The organism is Mycobacterium mantenii (assembly GCF_010731775.1).
In the GTDB taxonomy this organism is placed as follows: Bacteria; Actinomycetota; Actinomycetes; order Mycobacteriales; family Mycobacteriaceae; genus Mycobacterium; species Mycobacterium mantenii.
Window position 1 is genome coordinate 4952981 of the sequence record NZ_AP022590.1, and the last position, 22092, is coordinate 4975072.

Here is a 22092-nt window from a genome sequence, read left to right on the forward strand (position 1 = left end):
CACCGCGGCTAGCCGTTCTCGGCGCGGATAGCCTCGAAGGTATCCGCCACGGTTTCCAGCGGATCCCGGTAGGTGATGCCGAGGTCTCGTTCACTCGGCGAATCGTCGGAGGCCGGCATCTGTGTGTAGTACTGCATTCCCGCCCAGGTGAACGGCGTCTCGAAGGGCAGGAAACGGTTGGCTCGATCCAGCACCGCGCCCGCAACGCGCAGCGCGGTGTCCGGGATGGGGACGGCCACCATCGGCGTCTCCGCAACCTGCCCGAGCAGGTTGGCGAGATCCGCCGCGGGCACCCGATGACCGCCCGCGGTGTAGCGGCGCGGTCCGCGCCCGGGTTCCAGCAACGCCGCGTGCAACGCGGCCAGGTCGCGGACGTCGACGATCAGCCACGCCGCGCTGCGACCCGGAATCGCGTGCATCTGCAGGGCGGCGCGCACGCCCTCGCCGGCCTCACCGAACTGGTCCCCGACCGGCGGACCGAGCACCATGCCCGGATAGGTGATGTTGACCGGCGCACCCGCATCCTGCAGACCACGGGCATAGATCTCGACCTGCGCCTTGGATGTTCCGTAGCCGTCCGCGCCGCCCACCACCGGCAGGTCGGCCGTCAGCGTCTCCAGGTCCGGGTGGAAAAGCGCGGTGAAGCTCGACACGTGGACGATGGGATCTAGGCCGAGCTCCACGGACTGGCCCAGCACGTTCTGGGCGCCCTGCATGTTGGTGGCGAGCATCTCGGCCGTCTGGCGGGGGTCGGTGGCGACCAACGCGGCGCTGTGCACGACGGCATCGCAACCCTGCAACGCCGCCCGCACCGCGACGCGATCGGTGATGTCGGCGACGGCGAAGTCCGAGACGTCGACACCGAGCTTGGCGACCGTCTTGTTCAGCTTGTCGGGGTTTCGGACCAGGAACCTGATGGAGTGCCCCGCATCGGAGATGGCCTTCGCGGTCCACCCGCCGACAAAACCGGTACCGCCCGTGATCAGAACCCGCATGGCCTCATTCTGCAAGACCGCAAATCCTAGAGGTGGCTGGAGGCGAAGTTAGCGGCCTGGTTTGTCATGCCGTTAACCGGATAGGAAGTGTGCGCGGCGAAATCGTTGCCGTTACCGGTGCCGCAGATCGGGTCGCCCTGCGCGCACAACTCCAGCGTCTTGGGCTGATACAGCGGCCCGATTGCCAGCGGCGGTGCGTTGTACTTCTGCAGGAACTGACCCGACGGCGTTCCGAACAGCGTCACGGCGGCGACGTGCTTCGCGATGTCCGGCGGCATCGGTGGGGGCACCGCGGACGCGGGCACGCCCGGGGGCACGGCGGCCGAAGTGGTGTAGCCCGCCACCGCGGCGCCCTGCGAATAGCCGCCAAGCACCTCTTTGGTGTTGGGGCAATTCGCCGCCATCGACTCGATGTGCGAACTGGCGTCCCGAATGCCGTCGATGACGGTCAACGGGAAGTCGGGGTTTGAAAAGTCAGTGCTGGCAGGGTAATTGACCGGATACACGGTCAGCGACTTGCCGCCGAGCTGCGAGCGCAACGAATCGACGAACGGCTGGCCGATTCCGCCGACACCGGGCGGCTCCCCGGACCCTCGGGCGAAAACGACTTCGACATCGGGGCACGGCTCGGCCGCCGCGGACGGAATAGCCGCGCTCGACAGCAACGAACCGAAAAGCGCCGCCGCGGACAGCGCAGAAACCGACAGTCGGCGCACCGACACGACGGCCAACACCTTGCGAATGGTCATTATTTTTTGAAAGCGTCCTTCACCTTCTCGCCGGCATCTTTCAACGCCGACTTCGCCTGATCGGCCCGGCCCTCATCCCTGGTCTCGGCGTTCCCGGTGGCCCTGCCGACGGCTTCCTTGGCCCGGCCCCCGAGGTCCTCGATCTTGTTTTTCAACTTGTCTTCGGCGCTCATGGCGTGCTGACTACCCCTCAGCAGGACTTATCAAAACCCCGACCCTGTCATCATGGACCCGTGAGCACCGCAATCGTGGTGGCAGTAGTCGCGGGGTTGATGCTCCTCGGCATCGGCATGGTGGTCAATCAGCTACTGCGGCTGAGGCGCTATTTGAGGGACTCGCCCACCGATCAACCCCCCGACATAAAACCCGAGCCTCCGGAGCATTCCGGCTGATAGCTTCATCTCGTGAACGCTCGGGGTGTCGCGACGCAGTGACGCCGTCGACTCTGCTGGCCACCGACGATGGCTTGCCACGCGGTGTGTCCGGTGCTGCCGACCCGCGTTTCGCGAGCGCCGTCAAGGTGTTCTCCCAGCTGTTTCCCGGCCGCCGGTTCGGCGGGGGCGCCCTGAGCGTCTACGTCGACGGGGTGCCCGTCGTGGACGTCTGGACCGGGTGGTCCGACCGGGCCGGCACCCAGCGCTGGACCGCGGACACCGGTGCCATGGTGTTCTCGGCAACCAAGGGCGTCGCGTCGACGGTGATTCACCGGCTCGCCGACCGTGGCCTGCTGTCCTACGACGCGCCCGTCGCCGAATACTGGCCCGAGTTCGCCGCCAACGGGAAGGCCGGCATCACGGTCCGCGACGTGTTGCGGCACCGGTCCGGGTTGTCGCACCTGCGGGGCGTCAGCAAGACGGAGTTGATGGACCACCTGCTCATGGAGGAGCGGCTGGCGGCGGCCCCGGTCGACCACCTGCGCGGCGTGCAGGCCTACCACGCGCTCACCTACGGGTGGCTGCTCTCCGGTCTGGCCAGGGCGGTGACCGGCAAAGGCATGCGCGAGCTGATTCGCCAGGAGGTCGCCCGGCCGCTCAACACCGACGGATTGCACCTGGGCCGCCCACCGGAAGGCTCACCGACCACGCCGGCCCAAATCCTGATACCGCAGGGACGGCTGCGCGCACCCGTGTTCAACTTCATCGCACCGAGGGTGGCCGGTCTGCCTTTCTCCGGAGCGCTGGGCGCGATGTACTTTCCCGGCGTCGTATCGCTGATCAAGGGCGACACCCCGTTCCTGGACGGCGAGATCCCCGCCGCCAACGGCGTGGTGACCGGCCGGGCGCTGGCCAAGATGTTCGGCGCGCTGGCCAACGGCGGCCGAATGGACGGCAAGAAGTTCCTGTCCGAGGAGCTGGCGCGCGGACTGGCCGGGCAGGCGAGGCGCAAGTGGCCCGACGCGAACATGGTGGTGCCCATGCCTTTTCACCTGGGCTACCACGAGTCGCCGGTTCCCGGTTTGCTGCACGGTTTCGGTCACGTCGGTCTGGGCGGAACGCTCGGCTGGGCCGACCCCGAGACCAGCAGCTCCTTCGGTTTCATCCACAACAGGCTGCTGACGCCGCTGCTGTTCGATATGGGATCCTTTGCGGGGCTTGCCCGTCCGCTGCGCAACGCCATCGAGGCGGTCCGCGACCAGGGTCCGATCGCGGTGCCGGCGCTGGGCGCCGCATACGTCAAACCCGCTCGGCGGCGCGCCGCCCTATAGCCCGACGTGCGCGTTGCCGCGTGGCAGTGTCAGCGGCAAATCGGCGTAGGTGGCGATTCCCGGTGCCGCGGCGACGACGGCGGCGATGGCATTGATGGCCGGCACCGCCGTCATGATGTGGCCGAGGTCCATGAATTCCTCGAGCGTGGTGGCCTCGAAGTACGGCGGCGGCAGGAAGCCGACCTTGGTGGTGACCGTCGGTTGCCCGTCGATCTGGATGACCCAGCCGTCCTGTTCGATCTTCCAGTCGGGCTCGAGCGTCTGTCCCTTTCTCCACCGGACGTTGAGGTCGATCAGCGTCTTGCCGCCGACGATGCCCTGCCAGCTGATGTAGGTGCCCGCGACGTGGCCCGCGGGGATGGTCCAGGACGCCATGACGAGGTCCTCGGTGGTCTGGGCGAACTCGGCGACACACTTCACCTCGTCGAGCTCGACGCCCAGGGCGTCGGCCACCAGCCGGACGGCCTCGCCGAAAATGGCCGTCCCCTTGGCGGCCATCGCCGGCAGGTCGGGGTGGTCGATCGGCTGGCCGAAGCCGACGGGCTTTTCGGTCTCGGGTGAGTCATAGAAGGTGGTGTCGGCGGCCTCGTTGACGGTGACCTTGTCGATCCGGTTGCAGACCATCGCCGACACGATGGCCAGCAGTTCGGCGAAGCCCGGGCTGACGCCGGACCCGAAGATCGTGGAGCCGCCCTTCTCGCACGCCGCCAAGATGCGGTCGCGGCCGTCGCCGAGGTTGTGTCCGGTGATGAACGAGGCCGTGGTCACCACGTTGACGCCCGCGGACAGGATGCGGACCAGTTCGTCGACGTTGATCCACATCGGGTTGTAGACCACGCAATCCGGCTTCAGCGCCAGCAGCTCATCGATGTCGTTGGTGGCCGTGACACCGAGCGGCTCGATCCCGACGAGTTCGCCGGCGTCGCGCCCGGCCTTCTCCGCCGACCAGGCGTAGCAGCCGACCAATTCCAGGGTGGGGTTGGTGACGATGGATTTCAGCGAGCTCTTGCCGACGTTTCCGGTATTCCACTGAACCACGCGATAGGTGTTTGGCACTCGCTCAGCATAGGGAATGGCCGGGGTTCTTAGTAGGCCTAATAGGCAGATTCTGCGGCCAATATTTCGGCGAGGAAGGCGTCGTGCGGCGGCAGGTCCAGCCGTGATCGCACCCACCGCCGTACTCGCTGCCGGATCTCAGCGGACTCCGCCGTTTCGATGCCCACGAGCACCGACGTCGCCGACCAGTCGTGGTGCCATGCCGCCGACTCGGTAAGGGGAAGGCCCTGACCGTCTTCCAGCGGGAGCGTGGCGCGCCCGGTCGCGTCCAGAGTGTTGGTGCCCTCGATGGCCGCAGAACGCAGTCGCACCGCGATGCCCGTCGCCGGGTCCGGGCCGATCACCGCCGCGTGCACGACGGCGACGACGGTCGAGCCGCTGGCGTCCACGCTCCAGTCGACGGTGTTTTCACCGGCATCGAAGATCGCCGGCGGAACCCCGCTCCATGCGATGGATGTGACGCCCCGGGCGATCGCGCCCGCACTGCGCGGACCCGCGCCCGCGCCGGCGGCCAGCGCGTAGTCATCGCGACGATCACTTGGCGACGTCAGGACCAGGATCGAATCATCGAGAGCCGCAATGAGTTCGGGCCACTGCTCGTTCTCCGTACCGAGTTCGGCGGCGAGTTCGGCGCCAGCATTCACCAGGTCCACGATCCGCGAATCCTTGCTGTGGACATGGCTTATCAGTGCGGCGGCGTGCGGGTCCAACAGTTGCGCCACATCGGAGTCCAGCGTGTCGTCGGGAAAGAAGCTCTGCGCCCCGGCGGTCAGCAACGCAACCTCGACATCGAGCAGCGCACGGTCCAGACCGGCGATGCCGTCCTGCCCGCTGGCCGGCCACCACCGGCGCAGCCAATGGCCGGTGGCCAGCCTGCGCAGCGGGGCGACCGAGCCCGGTACCAGGTCGACGCCGGTGAGCTCGATGCCATGCCGCCGGCCGGCCGCGCCGTCCACCGCCGCTACCAGCGCGACGTGTCCGGCCTCGCCGAGGATTCGCCACAACCAGTCGGCTCGCGATACATCGGTGAACGTGATGTGCGGGGCCGCATCGTCGGGATCGTCCACCGTCCAGGACAGCACCGCGCCGCTGACTTCCAGCAGCGCGACCAATGGCATTGCGGCCGTTAGTTTTACCGGGCCGGTGCTCCAAAGTCCGGAATCGGCAACCAATCTCATCCGGCCACCTGCAATTCCAGCATCGCTTTGATCCGTTGCCGGTGGTCGAGGCTCACCGACCGCGCCACCCCGTCGAGCAGCGCCCGTACGTCATCGACGTCCGCACAGGGCTCCTGCCAGACATCACGCCCGTGCAGCCGCGCCCAGAGCCGGCTCAGGTAGGGCTGCGCGTAGGCGGCGAGGTCGTCGACCACTTGCCGTTGGCGGGGATGAATTGGGCCGTTCTCGGCCAGGTAGCGCCGGGCGTGCAACACATAGGCTTCCTTTCGGAGCCGCGCCTGAATTTGCGTTGCCAAGTCGTAGCGGCAGGATGCGGACGGATCCAGCGGAGCCAGCTGGACCGCGACCTCGATGCCGGCCACCAGCGTGGCCTGTTTGTCTTCGGCCAGCAACCCCCACGGCGCGCAGGCCCGGTCGACTTCTTCCTCACACAGCAACGGGATTTCAGGCAACGCATCGCGATCCAGCGCGCGGCGCAGGGTCGCGCGCACCCGGTCCACCACGCTGCGATCCAGCGGACGCTCGCCCTCGGAGCTCTGTGCCACCAACGGACGGCGTTGCGGCGCGGCCGAACTCAAGCCTATCTCGACGATCGACCATGGCAGTCGGGTGGTCTCGGTATGGGCCAGCGCGCCCAGGTTATACGGGGTGGGGTCGGTGATCATCGCCGACCAGACGCGCTGGCGCGCCGCCGCGGCGCCGTGGCTGCTTACCGCTCCCAACACCGTGCCGAGCTCGGCGCGGAACGGGTCGATGACGACCTCGCCCGCCCGGATGTCGCGCCAACTGCGCTCCAATTGCTTGGCCAGCGTGGCAACGACATCGGCATCCGCCACGTATCGATGCAGGGCCTCGATGCCGATACGATCGCGCTCCCGGTGGATCTCGCCGAGCACCGCCGCCGCCGTCTGGGAATCCTGCCGCGTCGGTGGGCCTTTCGTCACCGCGAGTTCGAAGCACACCGGAAAGTACAGTTCCTGGGCGTTTCCGGTGCGGATCCGATGCCGGCGGCGCTCCAGCCTAAGCGCCTCGAACCACGCTGCGGCCGCACGCAATTCGTCGCCGCTGTTGACGATGAGGTGGTGCATCGCCGCGGCGGTGCCGGGCGTGACCACCGAGGCCGAATACGCGGGGTTGGAGCGTAGGCGCAGCACCAACGGGTCGATGATGCGCTTGACGGTCCGGCTCAACGGGCCGCCGTCGTCGCCGCTGAGCACCTCCACACCCGGGCCGATGGCCCGCCACGCCGCCTCGATCACCAACCGGCGTGGATGCCCCACCGCCTCACCGCCCACGGCGGCCGCTACCTGCGGGTCGGCGCTCATCTGGACAGAATAGGGCCAACGCAAAGTTTGCGGCAGCCATAAAGTTGGGTTCGGTAGCCGGTGTCCGGCCGGACCCTGATCGCATGAACAAGCTCTTGCTGCTGGCCGAATGGCTCAGGTCCCGCCGCCACCGGGATGCCGGGAACCGCACCGTCGGTGTCGGCACCGTGCGCAAGGTCAAGCGCCAGGTCTTCATCGAGGTGGTGGCCGTCTCGGGGGAGACGTTCATCGGCAAGCTGGCGCGCTGCGACGGCGGCCCGGACCTATCCGTGCTGCGGCCGGGTCTCGTCGTGCTGGTGGCCTTCGATCCGACGGCCCGCGAGGAGCTTTCGCTGCCCGACGATGTGCTGGCTGTTCACGCGGCCTGGGTGGCCTCCCTGTGAGCGCTACCGCGCGCCGTCCACGGCGAACGTGACCAGGGCAGCCCAATATAGTGGGCTGGCACTGAGATCCCCGTCGCGCCAGCGCCGCATCTGTTCACGCTGCCACCGATTCACCGCGCAACCCGCGTCCTCGGCGGCATCGTGCGCGGTGTCCACGGCGGCCACCAGAGCGGCCATCGGATCGGGCGGATCTCGGTCGGTCGCACCGGCCCACCCGGTGAACTGCCGGTACGCAGCGGTCGTCGGCACCGACCACAGGGTGGCCGTCACCAACTGCGCGCCGTTCAGGATGATCGCCGCCACCAGGCCGGTCGCCTCGTCGAATTGATAGTCACCACCCGATCCGCAGGCCAGCAGCGCGACGCGTGGCGGCATCGGCAACCGAAGGGTCATCAGGTCCGAGGCGGTCAACGGGCGGTGATCGCCGATTGCGTTGGCGTCGCCGGGAATAGCCGCGGTGTCGGCCAGGTGAAGGGCGGCCCGGTCCGCACGAGGGCCCCGGTCGTGGTGATCATCCGCCGAACTCGCATGGCCGACATAGAGCAACCGGCACGGGGTTTGAGCCAGCATCTCGGCCAGCCACCCGCGGTCGGCATCCGGGCGACGGAACAGGTCGACGACGGTGTCGGCCTGCGGCAGGACGGGACGTTGTTGCATGGCTTCGGCGAAGTGCTGCGCCACGGGCGTGTGGGGCGAAGGCCGGCCCAGCACCGATCCGAGCGCGGAGTCCGGTCGTTGTCCCGGCACCCGAGGATCGAGAACCAGCAGCGGTGGCCCGGCCCGCCGAGCGTTCCATCCGGCGGGTGTTCGCGGCGAGTGCACGATATTGGGCGGCACCGCCATCAGCACGTCGACCAATTCCATCAACCGATAGCCGTCGGTCAGCCCTTCGATATTGTCGAGCTGCCAAGGGATTTGGGCCGCAGAGCGGCCGCTGGCGGTGATCGCGTCCTGGCGCGCACGCACCAGTTCTTCTTTGCTCGGTCCCGATTTCGGAATCGCCAGCAGTCCCCAGGGCACCCGGGCCAGCCGTGCGCTGGGCGAGACGAACAGCACGGCCCGCGGCGAGGCCACGCATTCGGCCAGCAGCCGCCACCCGGGGGTACCGATCAGCAATACACCGAGGATGTAGGCCACCGTGAGTTCGGTGTCCGGCTTGGCGAATGGTCCCGTGCTCAGCGCGCGTTCGATGGCGTCACGGCGGCTTTCGGTCCCGTGCGGTTCGGGCAGGGCGGCGGTGAGTTCCTGCAGCGCGGCCAACAGCAGTGGTTCTTCCAGCACCCACGTGACGGTTCGGTCCGGCTCTCCGACGATCCGCAGACTGGCATAGGTCGCGATTCCGAGGTCGGCGTATCGCAGTACCAGGGTCAGCCGGTCGGTCTCACTCATGGCCAGGTCGACCAGGCAGGTTCGGCCGCAGTGACATCGCGCCCGTAGCGCCGCAAGGCCAGCGCCCGATAGCGGCTCAGGATCGGCGCCGCCCCCGGTTGCATCTGCAACGGCGGCAACGGCCCCAGCCGGGTCAACGAGGCCCCGCCTGCTACCGACGGACCCGCGGCCGCCAGCGCGACGGGTTCGGCATTCGCGTCGCCGGGAACCGACGCGATGGCCGTCGATGCCCACTCGCCGATCTGCGGCCGCTGCAGACCCTCGAAAGTCCCCCGCGCGCTGTGGTATTCGACCAGCTCGCTGATCAGCGCGGTGTTCTCCCATTCCCAGGCCACGGCAAAGGCCCCGGCCAGGATGGGCGCCGAAATGCCGGAAGCCCAGCGTGCCCTCGCGTCGGCGTCGGCGATCGAATAGCGCACCGAGTCGACCGCGAGCGCGGCCGGCACCTTGAGCTCGGCGGCCTGTTCGAGTTTGGCCATTCCGCGCCAGTACTCCGGCGTGCCGACCTCGCCGCGCAGGATGCCGAGCCCCTCGGCCTGACGAGCTTCGGTCTCCTGCAGCGTCTCGTCGGGATCGCCCGAGCTGTCGAAGCCGAGGTCCGCCAAAGCGTCCGCGCGCCAGACCGTTCCGAGATGGTTGTCGAGCCGGGCGTACTGCAACCAGCTGCTGCGTGGCGAGGAGTCCAGCAGATCCCGGGCCTGCGCGATCAGCTCGACCGCGTCGGAAAAGCGGCTCCAGAATATGGCGATCCAGCTGCGCTGCAACAGGGTACGGTGCAGGGGCAGCGGCCTTCCCAGGTCACGCCAGTGTCGTTCCGCATGTTCCCAGCATTCGTCGGCGGCCTCGAGCGCACCGGCTCCCAGCCGGGTCAGTCCCATGTACAGCCAGCACCGGGCGGCGTCGTGGGCGCGGTCGTGGCGCGCGATGATGGGGTAGGCCCGGCCAACCAACTCTTCGGTGCCGGCATGGTCGTTGGCCGCCCACCGCGCCGCCGCACGCTCCAATTGCGCTCTGGCCGTACCCAGTTCCCAACAGTTGGCTTCCGCGCGCGCCTCGGCGCGGCGCAGCCACGGCTCGGCCTCCGGCAAACGTCCGGTTTCCACACAGAACCTGCCGTACCCGGTCGCGGCGGCGACCCACACGTAGTCGGAGTGCTCGCCGCTTCCGCCGGCGGCACCGATACTGTCAAGAACCTTTTCCCACAATGGAACTGACCGCACATGCAGATCGTCATCGCACAGGGCGGTGGCACACAGGACCTGTGCGTGGGTGCACAGGCGTCGGTGTTCGTCGGCGAGGTCAGCGAATCCGGTCCCGGAATCGTTGTCGCACAATGACGTCAGCTCCGCCGCCGCGCCTTCGTGATCGCCCAGCGCCGCGGCCAAACCCGTCTGCAGGAACTGGGCGCGTCGGGAGTATCGGCAGATCATCCGCGCGATCTCGGTCTCGGCCAGGCGTACCTGTTCGACGCTCGCTCCGGCGGCGATGCCGGCGTAGATCGCCAAACATTCTTGTATGCGCCAGAGGGATTCCCGGACCCCGTCGTAGGCCCCGCGCACCAGGTAGATCTCGCCAAGCTGCGCAAGGGCTTCGAGCATGAGGTCGTCGCGGTCGTCACTCTGGATCCGCGGAATCACCGACAGCAGCAGATCGCGTGCCCCGGTCTCGTCGGCGGCGAACGCCAAACGGCGCGCCTTCTCCAATTCGTCCGGGATCGACACGGCTGCATCATAAGTCCGCCGGCGGTGTCGTATCGGCCAAACCGCGAGCGGCGGACGCGTGAGTGAAGCACGTCCGCCGCTCGAGGGCCACAACCGGTCAGCCGCAGGACACCTTGATGCTGAAGTCCTTGGTGATCATCCCGGCCATCGGGTTTTTCATGTCAGCACCCTGTGCATGGCCGGTGATGGTGTAGGTCTTGCCATCGACCGCGACGTTGGCCGAGCCCACCTTCGCGCCCATGTTGTCGCTGACCGCCAGGGCGTTGCCGTCGACAACGAGGGCCAGCGACTGGACCTTCGGGGCGGATTCGTCGGTCATCACGACGGCCAGCGCCTGCTGGGCGCCGCCCGTGGAGCCGCTGCCGATGTTGATCTTGCCGCCGGTCCGTACACAGGTCACCGACGCCGGGTTCACGCCCGCCAGGTCGGTACCGCCCACCTTGACCTGCGCGTTGGTACCCGTGGAGGCGCCGGGCGTCGTGCTCGACGCCGGTGCGGCCGTGTGGCCGCCGCCCGAGCACCCCACCAGGGCCACTGAAGCCGCGGCGCAACCCACGGTCCCAATCGCTGCTGCGAGAAGACGTTTCACTTGTAGTTCCTTCCTTCGAGCGCCGCCCCGATGGCGTCGTCCTGGCGCAAGTACAGGCCGCCGCGGTTGCTACCGATCCCAACTTTCGCGGCGCCGAGGCGGTAGGCTGCGTCGATGTCAGAGCCGGCGAGAGGAGTAACGCGATGCTGAGCGTGAAGTGGCTGGAAAGGCCTGAGGCGCATGACTTTCCGGCGGCGGCGGACTATCTGACCATGCTCGCGGGCCGGCAGACCGTGAAGAAGGTGATCAAGAAGCTGAAGTCGCAGACCGTGACGCACCGAAAGGCTAAAGACATTCTGCGGGCGGCGCAGCTGAGTCTGCTGCCGGCGGACAATCCGCACGTCGCGGCTGACCTGACCAAGATCGAGAAGGGCCTACCGCTGTCACCCATCCTGCTGGTGCGGGGTGACTTCATGACCGGGATTCCACTGCAGATCGCCGACGGATACCACCGCGTCTGCGCGAGTTACCACACCGACGAGAACACGGACATCCCCGTCGTCCTCGCCGCGTCGAGCTGACAAGGGAAGACTGGGACCGTGATCGAAATCCACGCTGCAGGGACAGTGCAGGTGTTGACCATGTCGTCGGGGCGCGTCAACGCCCAGGATGTCGAGCTGCTCGAAGAGCTGGCCACAACGCTGCGCGACATGGCTGGTGCCGGTGCCCACGCGCTGGTCATCACCGGGGCGGGCCGCGTGTTCAGCGCCGGGGTTGACCTCAACCGCGTGGTAGGGGGCGGCGCCGACTACACCGACCGGCTGGTCCCGGCACTCTCGGTCGCCTTCGAGGCGATGTTCAGTTACCCGGGGCCGACGGTGGCCGCGATCAACGGCGCCGCCATTGCGGGTGGGTGTGTGCTCGCGTGCGCGTGTGATCGCCGGCTGATCAGTCCCGACGCCCAGATCGGAGCAGTCGAGGTGCGCGTCGGGGTGCCCTTTCCGGTGGCCGCGCTCGAGGTCATCCGCTACGCGTGCGGACGCCACGCCAACGAAGTACTGCTCGGCGGCCGCACCTACCGGGGCCCGGAGGCTGTTGCCGGTGGACTCGCCGACCGGGTCGTCGCTGAGGGTCTTCTCGAGGCGGCCGTGGCGGAGGCATCAGACCTGGGCGACATCCCGGCTGACGCCTACAGCCACACGAAAATCCAGCTGCACGCCCCGACGATGGCGCGGATCCGCGAGGCGGGCATCGCTGACGACGAGGTCCGCCGGATGTGGGGGTCGGATGAGGTCCAGCAGCGCATCGCCGCTTATGTAGCGGGTCTGCGCCGCAAAGACTGACGAGAGTTAGTCCTCGTCGCCGGATTCGTCCAAGGCCACGCCGGCACCGGTGCTCCTGCGCCGCATCCGGTGCGATCCCTTGCCCGTCGGGCGCCGGTTACGCAACTTGGCCTTCGGCTCGTTGCCCTGGCCGGCAAGTTCGGCGGTGTCCGCGACGGCCGCCGCCTCGGTGGTCGGCTCCGGCGCCGCCTCGGCTGCGGTGGTTTCCGCGGTGACTTCGGCGGGTTCCGCCGCCGGTTCAGCCTGCTCGGCTTCCTCGGTTTCTTCGGCCTCCGCCGCGGCGGTCTCAGTCTCTTCGGCCTCGTCCTCTTCGGCCTCGCCGCCCTTCTTGCGCCGGACGCGGCGTTTCTTGGGTTTCTTCGCCTTGATCGGTTTGGGCGGCGGCGGGGGCAGCTCGGCGACGAAGGAGAGGTAGAAGGCGAAAATGCCGAGCAGCGCGATGGCGGCGGCCGCGCCGTAGATCCCGAACAACCACCGGCCGGCGGCATCCAGGGTCAGCCAGATCTCGCTGATCGCCGCGCCGATGATCAGCACCCCGGCCAGCACGTGGGCCACGATCGACCAGATCCTGATGGACAGGGCCAGCTGCGGGGTCCCCAATTCGGGCTTGCGGGTACGCAGCAGGGTGAACACCACGGGCAGTGCCGCGAGCGCGACGAGCGCCCCAGTCACGATGCGCAGCACCGTGCCCAGCGTGTGCGCGGTGTCACCCATCAGCTCAGGCCAGCGGGGCAACACAAAGAAGAAGTAGAGGGCGCCGGCAACCAGCGAGAACAGCAGGTGCCATGGCACGGCAATCTTGCGCCCCATACCCCTCCTCGTGCTGGTGGGTCCACGCCAGCCTAAAGGCGGCCGGGCCGAACCCGTCTCAATTCGTACCTGTCCGCGGGGCGGACCAATGGCGGAGGATGCGGGATTTGAACCCGCGAGGGCTGTTAACCCAACCCGCGTTCCAGGCGAGCGCCATAGGCCACTAGGCGAATCCTCCGTGGCCATGGTAACCGAGGGCCATCCGGGCCCCGCCAGTTGCTCGTCGTCGACTCCGGGGCAGGTATTAGACTCGTCGCTGGACCCCGCGCGGCGTCTATCCTGTGAACTCCCCCAGGGCCGGAAGGCAGCAAGGGTCAATGGGCTCTGTCGGGTGCGCGGGGTCCCCTAGCTTAAACGGGTGCCGACCCGCTGCGCCCGGCTCCGCCGCGCTTGCGATCGCCACTAGGTCCATGAGTGGCGACCCGCTTCGCCCGGCTCCGCCGCGCTCGCGATCGCCACTGGTTTCCCGCCTTCGACAGCGAAAGGGTTCATGGTGTCGCTGGAGTCCCTCACCCCGGCCGAGCTTGCGGCCGCGAACGCCCGCCACCGGCAGGATTACGCGGAACTGCAGGCCAAGAAGCTGTCGCTGGACCTGACCCGCGGCAAGCCGGCTCCCGCCCAGCTCGACCTGTCCAACCAGTTGTTGAGCCTGCCCGGGGACGACTACCGCGACAGCGAGGGCACCGACACCCGCAACTACGGCGGCCTGCACGGCCTGCCCGAACTGCGGGCCATCTTCGGGGAGCTGCTGGGCATCCCGGTGCAGAACCTGATCGCGGGCAACAACTCCAGCCTGGAACTGATGCACGACCTGGTCGCCTTCTCGATGCTTTACGGCGGCGTGGACTCCCAGCGGCCCTGGAAGGACGAACCGAGCATCAAGTTCCTCTGCCCGGTGCCCGGCTACGACCGCCACTTCGCGATCACCGAGACGATGGGCATCGACATGGTCCCCGTCCCGATGCTGTCCGAGGGACCCGATGTCGATCTGATCGAAGAGCTGGTCGCCGCCGACCCCGCCATCAAGGGAATGTGGACGGTGCCCGTGTTCGGCAACCCGACCGGGGTCACCTACTCCTGGGACACGGTTCTGCGGCTCGTCCAGATGCGGACCGCGGCGCCTGACTTCCGGCTGTTCTGGGACAACGCGTACGCGGTGCATACCCTGACGCACGACTTCATCCGGCAGGTCGACGTGCTCGGGCTGGCGTCCGCGGCCGGCAACCCGCATCGGCCATACGTGTTCGCGTCCACGTCCAAGATCACTTTCGCTGGCGCCGGCGTGAGCTTCTTCGGCGGATCGCTGGGCAACATCGCCTGGTACCTGCAGTACGCGGGAAAGAAGTCGATCGGACCCGACAAGGTCAACCAGCTGCGGCACCTGCGCTTCTTCCGCGACGCCGACGGGGTGCGTCTGCACATGCTGCGTCACCAGCAGATCCTGGCGCCGAAGTTCGCGCTGGCGGCCGAGATCCTGGATCAGCGGCTCAGCGACTCCAAGATCGCGTCGTGGACCGATCCCAAGGGCGGCTACTTCATCAGCCTCGACGTGCTGCCCGGCACGGCCAAGCGGACGGTCGCGCTGGCGAAGGACGCCGGGATCGCGGTGACCGAGGCGGGGGCGTCGTTCCCGTACCGGAAGGATCCGAAGGACACCAACATCCGGATCGCGCCCACCTTCCCGTCGCTGCCGGACCTGCGCGATGCCGTCGACGGCCTGGCCACCTGCGCGTTGCTGGCGGCCTCCGAGTCGCTGCTGGCGTCGTCGGCGCCGAGTGTGCGCTGAGGGCGGGGAAATCGCCGAAATCTCGCCCTACGTGCACGCTCGACGCCCGGCCGGCTGTAGTCGCCGTGTCGATGGTGCGACTCCTCAACGGGACCTGCGGTGCCCGCATCGTCGTCGCACGGCGCCGGTAGCCTGCTGACCGTGGCCCTCTACCGCAAGTACCGACCGGCAACCTTCGCCGAAGTGGTGGGGCAGGAGCACGTCACCGAACCGCTGTCGATCGCCCTGGAAGCCGGCCGGATCAACCACGCGTATCTGTTCTCCGGCCCGCGCGGCTGCGGGAAGACCTCCTCGGCCCGCATCCTCGCGCGTTCGCTGAACTGCGTTCAGGGCCCGACGGCCACGCCGTGCGGGGTCTGCGACTCGTGCCAGGCGCTGGCGCCCAACGCGCCCGGCAGCATCGACGTCGTCGAGCTCGACGCGGCCAGCCACGGCGGGGTGGACGACACCCGCGAACTGCGCGACCGCGCCTTCTACGCGCCGGCGCAGTCCCGCTACCGGGTGTTCATCGTCGACGAGGCGCACATGGTGACCACGGCGGGATTCAACGCGCTGCTCAAGATCGTCGAGGAGCCGCCCGAGCACCTGATCTTCATCTTCGCCACCACCGAACCGGAGAAGGTGTTGCCGACGATCCGGTCGCGCACCCATCACTACCCGTTCCGGTTGTTGCCGCCCAAGACCATGCGGTCGCTGATCGGGCGGATCTGCGAGCAAGAGGGCGTCGCCGTCGACGACGCCGTCTACCCGCTGGTGATCCGCGCCGGCGGCGGCTCGCCACGCGACACCCTGTCGGTGCTGGATCAGCTGGTGGCCGGTGCCGAAGGCGCCCACGTGACCTACCAGCGGGCATTGGGCCTGCTGGGGGCCACCGATATGGCGCTGATCGACGACGCTGTGGACGCCCTTGCCGCCGCCGACGCCGCGGCGCTGTTCGGTGCAGTGGAGTCGGTGATCGATGCCGGCCACGACCCAAGGCGCTTCGCCACCGATCTGCTCGAACGGTTCCGCGACCTGATCCTGCTGCAGGCCGTTCCGGACGCGGCCAGCCGCGGCGTGGTGGACGCACCCGAGGACGTGCTGGAGCGGATGCGTGAACAGGCCACCCGGATCGGCCCGGCGACCCTGACCCGCTACGCCGAGGTGGTGCAGGCGGGACTGGGGGAGATGCGCGGTGCCACCGCGCCGCGCCTGCTCCTCGAGGTTGTGTGCGCGCGACTGCTGCTGCCCTCGGCCAGCGACAGCGAGGCGGCGCTGTTGCAGCGCGTCGAGCGGATCGAGACCCGGCTGGACATGTCCATTCCCGGCTCCGACGCCACCTCCACGGCGCTCAGCGGCGGGACGGCGCCGGGCGAGCCCGAGCAACCCGTGCGGTTCACCCGGCCGTCCGCGACGGCCGCCGCCAAACCCGAATTGACCCCCGCACCGAAGCCCGAACCCCGGCCGGCCCCGGCCCCCAAGCCGACTCCGGCTCCCGAACCGGCTCCGGCAGCGGCGGCGCCCGCTGCTCGCGAACCAACCGCTGCTCCGGCGCCTGCGGCCGAAACAGCTTCTGCGCCAGGTGAACTCAATACCGCCGCGGTGCGCAGCATGTGGCCGACGGTGCGCGAAAAGGTGCGTCAGCGCAGCCGTACCACCGAGGTGATGCTGGCCGGCGCGACCGTCCGGGCGCTCGAGGGCAACACATTGGTGCTCAGCCATGAATCGGCGCCGCTGGCCAAGAGGCTCTGCGAACAGCGCAACGCCGACGTCATCGCCGAAGCGCTCAAAGACGCGCTGGGCGTGAACTGGCGGGTGCGGTGTGAGGCCGGCACGCCGGCGTCGGCCGCGGCGCCCCCTCCCGCCGGCGGGGGCAACGGCCCGGCGATTCCCAATGTGGCCGAGCCCGTCCCCGACGTGGAGTCCGCGCGCCGCGATGAAGAGGAACACATGCTCGCCGAGGCGGTCCGCGACGAGCCGTCGGCGCCGCGCCGCGACCCGGAAGAGGTCGCGCTCGAACTACTACAGAACGAGCTCGGCGCCCGCCCCATCGACAACGGCTAGCGCGCTACGCCGTCCACCACGGCCGCAGCGGCAGGTCGTCATCGCCCCGCGCGTCGGTCTTGGCCGCCAGCACGTGATGCAGCTGAAGGTTGTTCTGCTCGAACGCCACCCGGGATGCCGCCATGTACAGGCCCCACACTTTGGCGGTCGGCAAGCCGACCTCGGCGATCGCCACGTCCCAGTGCTCGACCAGATTATGGCACCAATCGCGCAGCGTCATCGCGTAGTGGTGGCGGAAGTTCTCGGCGTGCAGCACCTCCAAACCGGCATCCTGGATCGTGCAGGTGATGCGGCCCGAGCCGGTCAGCTCCCCGTCCGGGAAGACGTAGCGATCGGTGAACCCACCGGCGAACGAGGTCGAGGTGTTGTCGTGCCGGGTGATGCAGTGGTTGAGCAGCAGACCGCCGGTGCGCAGCTTCGACTTCAGGAAGCCGAAGTAGGCGGGGTAATTCTTGACGCCGATGTGTTCGGTCAGCCCGATCGAGGACACGGCGTCGAACTGCGCCTCGCCCACATCGCGGTAGTCGGTGTGGCGCACCTCGGCCAGCTCGGATAGTCCTTCGTCGGCGATCTCTTGCCGCGCCCACTTCGCCTGCTCGGCCGACAGGGTGGCGCCGATCGCCCGGACGCCGCGGCGCGCCGCGTAGCGCACCATGCCGCCCCACCCGCATCCGACGTCGAGCAGCCGGTCGCCCGGCTTCAGCCGCAACTTCTCGAAGATCAGCCGGTACTTGTTCTGCTGAGCGTCCTCCAGCGTGGCGTCGGCGTCGGGATACACCGCGCAGGTGTAGGTCATCGACGGACCCAACACGAGTTCGTAGAAGGTGTTGGAGACGTCGTAATGGTGGTGGATGGCCTCGGCGTCGCGGGTCTTGCTGTGCATCAGCCCGTCGGCGACCCGGCGCCAGCGGGGCGGGGTTTCCTGCGGTGGTGGTGCGACCGGCAACAATCGCTCGAAACCCATTGAACGCACGACGTTGGCCAGCACCCGGGCCGGCGGACGTTTGAATTCGACCCGATCGGTCAGCGTCTTGAGCAGTTGGTACGGATCACCAGGATGCACACCGTACGCCTGCAGGTCACCCGCCACGTAGGCGCGCGCCAGGCCGAGTTCGCCGGGCGCGGTGGCCAGGTAGGTGGCACCGCGGGGAGTGCGAAGATCCAGACCCAGTTCGGCGTCTTCGTTCCCGGCCGTGCTGCCGTCGTAGGCGGTGAACTTCAGCGGATGTTGCCCGGTCGCGGCGAACACCTCCAGGATCTCGGCCATGCTGAGTTTGCCGGTCGGCGAGCGGTGGGGTTCTTTGGTCTCCCTGATCGAAGTCATCGCCGTTGCACCGCCTTTGCGTATAGGTCGAGTAAACGAGAATCGGGGTCGTAGGTTTTCTTGACGGCGTTGTAGGCCTCGCCGCCGTACAACTCGTCGAAGTCCTCGCGGGAGTAGAAGGAGTCGGAATACAGGGACTTGTGGCCGTCGAGCTCGCCCACCTTGGCTTCGATCATCCGGTTGGTGGCGCCGTCGGTGGCGCCGGCCGGCACCGACGACCAGAAGCCGACGTTGACGTAGGTGTGATCCGGCCGTATCGGATACAGCGGCCAGCCCTGATGGTCACGCAAACGCAACGGGCACAACCAGATTGGCGTTATGGGTACTTCCTTTAGGAACCACTCCAGGAAGTCGCAGGTCCGTTCGACCGGGACCTCGATGTCTTGCACCACCCGTTCACGGACCGGATGGTCCGGCGGACGGATGCTACGTGTCTCGATGCGGTCGGACAGCCCGAAGCGGCGGTCCATGGCGATCAGCTTCGAGTAGACGCTGCTGCGCCGGTAGCGGCGCGGCCACCAGCGTCGAAGCCGCGGGTTCTGCACGCCGAACGCGCGTGAGCACCAGAACCAATCGGTGTCCCAGCGCCAGAAGTAGTCGTTCATGGTCAGCCGGTCATCCTTGGTGGCCTCCACGCCCGGGCCGTCGTGCCGGATGGACTGGTAGTAGATGTTTCGTCCGGTGTAGTCGCTGACCGGGCCGGCAGTGTTGGTCCGTCGGCCCACGCACAGGTAGCTCTCGTCGGCGCTGAAGACGACCCCGTCGAGATAGTCGACCGGAGTCCCGCCCTGTCCGCCGGTGTCGATGATGCGTTCCATGGCCGCGACCAGATCCGGCAGCGACCGGAACCGGACGTGCCGCAGCGCCACGAACGGGGCAACGGGTTCCAGCTCGATCCGAAGCCGAGTTGAATACCCAAGCGTCCCATAGGAATTCGGGAAGGCGCGGAACAGGTTGGGGTGCTGGGTGCGCGAGGTGGTGAGCAAATCGCCAGCGCCGGTGAGGATGTCCATCTCCAGCACCGATTCATGCGGCAGGCCGTTGCGGAACGACGCCGACTCGATGCCCAACCCGCTGACCGCACCGCCGAGGGTGATGGTCTTCAGCTGCGGGACGACCAGCGGCGAAAGACCGTACGGCAGCGTCGCGGCCACCAGGTCGGCGTACGTGCACATGCCGGCCACGTCGGCAGTGTGGGTCTCGGGATCCACGCTCAAAACGCCCGTCAGCCCGGAAGTGTCCAGACCTGGCGCATCACGTTTGGTGCGGGCGCGGAACAGATTTGACGTCGGCTTGGCCAGCCGGACGGCGGATGTTGCCGGAATGGATCGATAACTTGCCATTATCCGGTCGACGCCAGACTTGTGGGCCGAGAGTTCGGATCCAAGGACAGGCACCACATATACCCTAGTCTTCGACAACAGCCCGTGCACCCGTCGTGAGCGGCGGCGCCGGGGGAAATCACCATAAGGAGGGGTCGCCTTGGGACAGGTGAGCGCCGAGAGCACCATCTTGATCAACGCGGAGCCCGCGGCAGCCCTTGCCGCCGTCGCGGACTATCAAAACGTCCGCCCGAAGATTCTCTCCCCGCAGTACAGCGACTACCAGGTGCTACAGGGTGGGCAGGGACCGGGCACGGTCGCCAAGTGGAAGCTGCAGGCCACCAAATCACGCGTGCGCGACGTGCAGGTCAACGTCGACGTGGCCGGGCACACCATCATCGAGAAGGACACCAACTCGTCCATGGTGATCAACTGGACGGTGGCGCCCGCCGGACCGGGTTCCAGCGTCACCGTGAAGACCACCTGGACGGGCGCGGGTGGTGTGAAGGGCTTTTTCGAAAAAACCTTTGCGCCGTTGGGGCTGAAGAGGATTCAGGGCGAGGTGCTGGCCAACCTGAAAAGGGAACTGGAGGGCTGAGCTAGCGCGCCTGGCCCTGCGAGGCCAGGAAGCCCGCGACACCGCGGACTAGTGCGTCGGCATATTTCTGCCGGCCCTCGGCGGACTCCATCAGCGCCGAGTCCGCGGGGTTCTTCATGTTGCCGCACTCGACCAGGATCGACGGGTACTGCGCCAGGTTCAGGCCGGTCAGGTCCGAGCGGCCGTACAGACCGTTCTGGCCGATGTAGTTGGCCGGCGGGATTCCCGAGGCCTGCATCTGGTCGCGCATGATCCGCGCGTACTGCACCGACGGGCCCGCCTGCACCTGGTTGAGCGGTGGGGCCGAATAGTTGACGTGGAAACCGCGGCCGGACGGCGGGCCGCCGTCGGCGTGGATGGACAGGACCGCGTTGGGGCGCAGGGCGTTGGCCGCGTTCGCGCGTTCGTCGACACACGGGCCCAGGCCGCTGTCGTTGGCGCGGGACAGCGCGGTCCGCACGCCCAGGGCGCTCAACTCGGCGCGGACGCGCAGCGCGGTGTCCCAGGTGAAGGTGTGCTCCATATACCCGGTGTTGGTCGCGGTCCCGCTGGTCTGGCAGTCCTTGGTGCCACCGCGGCCGGTGGGCACCTGACGGTTGATGGAGCCGTCATTGGAGCCGTTGTGGCCCGGATCGATGAAAACCACCATGCCGGCGATGTTGGATGGGACCGCCGTCGCCGTCGGCATAATCGCCGTCGAAGCAGCAACGAGTACACCAACCGCCACTTTGATCCCGACACGTCTGCTCAGTCGTAGGTCCACGGCGCAAAGCTAACGCCGCGCGGTCTACGCTGGGGGTTTCGAATCGCCGGAGACTCACGAGCGAAACCAACTCGAGACCAAGATGCGAGGGGATTGTCATGCAACCCGGAGGCGATATGTCGGCGCTGCTGGCCCAGGCGCAGCAGATGCAGCAGAAGCTCATGGAAGCCCAGCAACAACTGGCGAACGCCGAGGTGCATGGTCAGGCCGGTGGGGGATTGGTCAGTGTCGTAGTCAAGGGCAGCGGCGAGGTGGTCGCGGTGAAGATCGATCCCTCCGTCGTCGACCCTTCTGACGTCGAGACCTTGCAAGACTTGATCGTCGGCGCCATGGGCGACGCTTCCAAGCAGGTCACCCGGATGGCCCAGGAGCGACTGGGGTCGCTGGCCGGCGGCTTCGGCCCGCCGCCCGGACAACCGCCCGCGCCGGCGCCGGGGCTGTAGATTCCGCGGCCGACATGTTCGAAGGACCCGTCCAGGATTTGATCGACGAGCTCGGCAAGCTGCCGGGCATCGGGCCCAAAAGCGCCCAGCGCATCGCCTTCCACCTGTTGTCGGTGGAACCGCCGGATATCGACCGGCTGACCGCGGTGCTGGCGAAGGTCCGCGACGGGGTGCGGTTCTGCGCGGTGTGCGGCAACGTGTCCGACAACGAGCGGTGCCGGATCTGCGCGGATCCCCGCCGCGACGGCTCGCAGGTGTGCGTCGTCGAGGAACCCAAGGACGTCCAGGCCGTCGAGCGCACCCGCGAATTCCGCGGCCGCTACCACGTTCTGGGTGGTGCGCTCGATCCGTTGTCGGGAGTGGGGCCCGATCAGCTGCGCATCCGCGAGCTGCTGAGCCGGATCGGGGAGCGGGTCGACGACGTCGACATCACCGAGGTGATCATCGCCACCGACCCGAACACCGAAGGCGAGGCGACGGCCACCTACCTGGTGCGGATGCTGCGCGACATCCCCGGCCTGACCGTGACGCGGATCGCGTCGGGGCTGCCGATGGGTGGCGACCTGGAGTTCGCCGACGAGCTCACGCTGGGCCGCGCGCTCGCCGGGCGCCGGGCCATGGTCTGACTTT

The 22092-nt window shown here is 68.0% G+C and carries 23 protein-coding genes, 1 tRNA gene and 1 other RNA gene; 11 read left to right on the forward strand and 14 right to left on the reverse strand.

The window, feature by feature from the left end; translation table 11 throughout:
- Positions 1 to 8 precede the first annotated feature (8 nt).
- From G6N50_RS22620 to G6N50_RS22630, 3 genes are read right to left on the reverse strand one after another with little or no spacing between them, the layout of a single operon-like run.
- On the reverse strand, positions 9 to 995 hold the full coding sequence (locus G6N50_RS22620; RefSeq protein WP_083095634.1) for an SDR family NAD(P)-dependent oxidoreductase: 987 nt from the start codon (positions 993 to 995) through the stop codon (positions 9 to 11).
- A 26-nt stretch (positions 996 to 1021) separates the two neighbouring features.
- Positions 1022 to 1744 (reverse strand): cutinase family protein, encoded by a 723-nt coding sequence (locus tag G6N50_RS22625; RefSeq protein WP_083095580.1) that lies wholly within the window; start codon positions 1742 to 1744, stop codon positions 1022 to 1024.
- Entirely contained in the window at positions 1744 to 1917 is a 174-nt protein-coding gene (locus G6N50_RS22630; RefSeq protein ID WP_083095579.1) for a CsbD family protein, read from the reverse strand. The genes G6N50_RS22625 and G6N50_RS22630 overlap by 1 nt, the downstream gene beginning before the upstream one ends.
- Before the next feature lie 60 nt (positions 1918 to 1977).
- Here G6N50_RS22630 and G6N50_RS28920 point away from each other — a divergent pair, with 60 nt between their 5' ends.
- Complete coding sequence (locus G6N50_RS28920) at positions 1978 to 2136, forward strand: hypothetical protein (protein WP_169926963.1); 159 nt, start codon at positions 1978 to 1980, stop codon at positions 2134 to 2136.
- Between the two features lie 38 nt (positions 2137 to 2174).
- A complete protein-coding gene (gene lipL / locus G6N50_RS22635; protein ID WP_083095578.1) occupies positions 2175 to 3449 on the forward strand; it encodes an esterase/beta-lactamase LipL in 1275 nt (424 codons plus the stop codon).
- Here lipL and G6N50_RS22640 read toward each other — a convergent pair.
- The 3 genes from G6N50_RS22640 to G6N50_RS22650 are packed head-to-tail and all read right to left on the reverse strand — an operon-like array spanning position 3444 to position 7008.
- Positions 3444 to 4505, reverse strand: a complete 1062-nt coding sequence (locus tag G6N50_RS22640; protein WP_083095577.1) for an NAD(P)H-dependent amine dehydrogenase family protein — start codon at positions 4503 to 4505, stop codon at positions 3444 to 3446. The genes lipL and G6N50_RS22640 overlap by 6 nt on opposite strands.
- 38 nt (positions 4506 to 4543) lie before the next feature.
- Positions 4544 to 5683, reverse strand: a complete 1140-nt coding sequence (locus G6N50_RS22645) for a hypothetical protein (protein ID WP_083095576.1) — start codon at positions 5681 to 5683, stop codon at positions 4544 to 4546.
- Positions 5680 to 7008, reverse strand: coding sequence for a hypothetical protein (locus G6N50_RS22650; protein WP_083095575.1), 1329 nt, complete (start codon positions 7006 to 7008; stop codon positions 5680 to 5682). The genes G6N50_RS22645 and G6N50_RS22650 overlap by 4 nt, the downstream gene beginning before the upstream one ends.
- Before the next feature lie 44 nt (positions 7009 to 7052).
- Between G6N50_RS22650 and G6N50_RS22655 the strand changes: the two genes are divergently transcribed.
- Positions 7053 to 7391 (forward strand): hypothetical protein, encoded by a 339-nt coding sequence (locus tag G6N50_RS22655; protein ID WP_083095574.1) that lies wholly within the window; start codon positions 7053 to 7055, stop codon positions 7389 to 7391.
- A 3-nt stretch (positions 7392 to 7394) separates the two neighbouring features.
- Here G6N50_RS22655 and G6N50_RS22660 read toward each other — a convergent pair whose 3' ends face one another.
- The 3 genes from G6N50_RS22660 to G6N50_RS22670 form a co-directional block, all read right to left on the reverse strand.
- Complete coding sequence (locus tag G6N50_RS22660) at positions 7395 to 8780, reverse strand: CHAT domain-containing protein (RefSeq protein ID WP_083095573.1); 1386 nt, start codon at positions 8778 to 8780, stop codon at positions 7395 to 7397.
- A complete protein-coding gene (locus tag G6N50_RS22665; protein WP_083095572.1) occupies positions 8777 to 10501 on the reverse strand; it encodes a hypothetical protein in 1725 nt (574 codons plus the stop codon). Before G6N50_RS22665 ends, G6N50_RS22660 begins: the two co-directional genes overlap by 4 nt.
- Positions 10502 to 10598: 97 nt before the next feature.
- Entirely contained in the window at positions 10599 to 11057 is a 459-nt protein-coding gene (locus tag G6N50_RS22670) for a lipoprotein LpqH (RefSeq protein ID WP_179970179.1), read from the reverse strand.
- A 176-nt stretch (positions 11058 to 11233) separates the two neighbouring features.
- Here G6N50_RS22670 and G6N50_RS22675 point away from each other — a divergent pair, with 176 nt between their 5' ends.
- Together G6N50_RS22675 and G6N50_RS22680 are read left to right on the forward strand one after the other, a co-directional pair.
- Positions 11234 to 11611 carry a hypothetical protein gene (locus G6N50_RS22675; protein ID WP_083095570.1) on the forward strand — a complete coding sequence of 126 codons (378 nt, stop codon included), beginning with the start codon at positions 11234 to 11236 and terminating at the stop codon, positions 11609 to 11611.
- 18 nt (positions 11612 to 11629) lie between these two features.
- The gene (locus tag G6N50_RS22680; protein WP_232068819.1) at positions 11630 to 12373 is read left to right on the forward strand and encodes an enoyl-CoA hydratase/isomerase family protein; all 744 of its coding nucleotides are present in this window, start codon (positions 11630 to 11632) and stop codon (positions 12371 to 12373) included.
- Between the two features lie 6 nt (positions 12374 to 12379).
- Here the strand turns inward: G6N50_RS22680 and G6N50_RS22685 are convergent, their stop codons facing one another.
- Positions 12380 to 13183 carry a hypothetical protein gene (locus G6N50_RS22685; protein ID WP_083095569.1) on the reverse strand — a complete coding sequence of 268 codons (804 nt, stop codon included), beginning with the start codon at positions 13181 to 13183 and terminating at the stop codon, positions 12380 to 12382.
- A gap of 89 nt (positions 13184 to 13272) precedes the next feature.
- Positions 13273 to 13361 (reverse strand) — tRNA-Ser (locus G6N50_RS22690).
- 76 nt (positions 13362 to 13437) lie between these two features.
- Here G6N50_RS22690 and ffs point away from each other — a divergent pair.
- From ffs to G6N50_RS22705, 3 genes are all read left to right on the forward strand, one after another.
- An RNA gene (gene ffs / locus G6N50_RS22695) (signal recognition particle sRNA small type) lies at positions 13438 to 13534 on the forward strand.
- A 142-nt stretch (positions 13535 to 13676) separates the two neighbouring features.
- Positions 13677 to 14969: an aminotransferase class I/II-fold pyridoxal phosphate-dependent enzyme gene (locus tag G6N50_RS22700; RefSeq protein WP_142275590.1), complete on the forward strand. Its 1293-nt coding sequence runs from the start codon at positions 13677 to 13679 to the stop codon at positions 14967 to 14969.
- A 141-nt stretch (positions 14970 to 15110) separates the two neighbouring features.
- Positions 15111 to 17012: a DNA polymerase III subunits gamma/tau gene (locus G6N50_RS22705; protein ID WP_083095632.1), complete on the forward strand. Its 1902-nt coding sequence runs from the start codon at positions 15111 to 15113 to the stop codon at positions 17010 to 17012.
- 4 nt (positions 17013 to 17016) lie between these two features.
- Here the strand turns inward: G6N50_RS22705 and G6N50_RS22710 are convergent, their stop codons facing one another.
- Together G6N50_RS22710 and G6N50_RS22715 are read right to left on the reverse strand one after the other, a co-directional pair.
- The gene (locus G6N50_RS22710) at positions 17017 to 18327 is read right to left on the reverse strand and encodes a class I SAM-dependent methyltransferase (RefSeq protein WP_372509953.1); all 1311 of its coding nucleotides are present in this window, start codon (positions 18325 to 18327) and stop codon (positions 17017 to 17019) included.
- 5 nt (positions 18328 to 18332) lie between these two features.
- The gene (locus tag G6N50_RS22715) at positions 18333 to 19679 is read right to left on the reverse strand and encodes an FAD-binding oxidoreductase (protein ID WP_179970051.1); all 1347 of its coding nucleotides are present in this window, start codon (positions 19677 to 19679) and stop codon (positions 18333 to 18335) included.
- A 139-nt stretch (positions 19680 to 19818) separates the two neighbouring features.
- Between G6N50_RS22715 and G6N50_RS22720 the strand changes: the two genes are divergently transcribed.
- Positions 19819 to 20256 (forward strand): SRPBCC family protein, encoded by a 438-nt coding sequence (locus tag G6N50_RS22720; protein WP_083095566.1) that lies wholly within the window; start codon positions 19819 to 19821, stop codon positions 20254 to 20256.
- 1 nt (position 20257) lies between these two features.
- On the opposite strand, the gene G6N50_RS22725 is transcribed toward G6N50_RS22720, so the two are convergent.
- A complete protein-coding gene (locus G6N50_RS22725; RefSeq protein ID WP_197748036.1) occupies positions 20258 to 21019 on the reverse strand; it encodes an Rv3717 family N-acetylmuramoyl-L-alanine amidase in 762 nt (253 codons plus the stop codon).
- 98 nt (positions 21020 to 21117) lie between these two features.
- On the opposite strand from G6N50_RS22725, the gene G6N50_RS22730 reads away from it, so the two are divergent.
- On the forward strand, positions 21118 to 21462 hold the full coding sequence (locus G6N50_RS22730) for a YbaB/EbfC family nucleoid-associated protein (protein ID WP_083095564.1): 345 nt from the start codon (positions 21118 to 21120) through the stop codon (positions 21460 to 21462).
- Positions 21463 to 21476: 14 nt separating this feature from the next.
- Positions 21477 to 22088: a recombination mediator RecR gene (recR, locus tag G6N50_RS22735; protein ID WP_008263246.1), complete on the forward strand. Its 612-nt coding sequence runs from the start codon at positions 21477 to 21479 to the stop codon at positions 22086 to 22088.
- Positions 22089 to 22092: the final 4 nt, after the last annotated feature.

Bases quoted from the DNA above. Each gene is read 5' to 3' on its own strand.
- G6N50_RS22625 (WP_083095580.1), bottom strand. From the start codon at position 1,744: ATGACCATTCGCAAGGTGTTGGCCGTCGTGTCGGTGCGCCGACTGTCG.
- G6N50_RS22685 (WP_083095569.1), bottom strand. From the start codon at position 13,183: ATGGGGCGCAAGATTGCCGTGCCATGGCACCTGCTGTTCTCGCTGGTT.
- G6N50_RS22620 (WP_083095634.1), bottom strand. From the start codon at position 995: ATGCGGGTTCTGATCACGGGCGGTACCGGTTTTGTCGGCGGGTGGACC.
- G6N50_RS22730 (WP_083095564.1), top strand. From the start codon at position 21,118: ATGCAACCCGGAGGCGATATGTCGGCGCTGCTGGCCCAGGCGCAGCAG.
- recR (WP_008263246.1), top strand. From the start codon at position 21,477: ATGTTCGAAGGACCCGTCCAGGATTTGATCGACGAGCTCGGCAAGCTG.
- G6N50_RS22650 (WP_083095575.1), bottom strand. From the start codon at position 7,008: ATGAGCGCCGACCCGCAGGTAGCGGCCGCCGTGGGCGGTGAGGCGGTG.
- G6N50_RS22715 (WP_179970051.1), bottom strand. From the start codon at position 19,679: ATGGCAAGTTATCGATCCATTCCGGCAACATCCGCCGTCCGGCTGGCC.
- G6N50_RS22675 (WP_083095570.1), top strand. From the start codon at position 11,234: ATGCTGAGCGTGAAGTGGCTGGAAAGGCCTGAGGCGCATGACTTTCCG.
- G6N50_RS22660 (WP_083095573.1), bottom strand. From the start codon at position 8,780: ATGAGTGAGACCGACCGGCTGACCCTGGTACTGCGATACGCCGACCTC.
- G6N50_RS22645 (WP_083095576.1), bottom strand. From the start codon at position 5,683: ATGAGATTGGTTGCCGATTCCGGACTTTGGAGCACCGGCCCGGTAAAA.
- G6N50_RS22630 (WP_083095579.1), bottom strand. From the start codon at position 1,917: ATGAGCGCCGAAGACAAGTTGAAAAACAAGATCGAGGACCTCGGGGGC.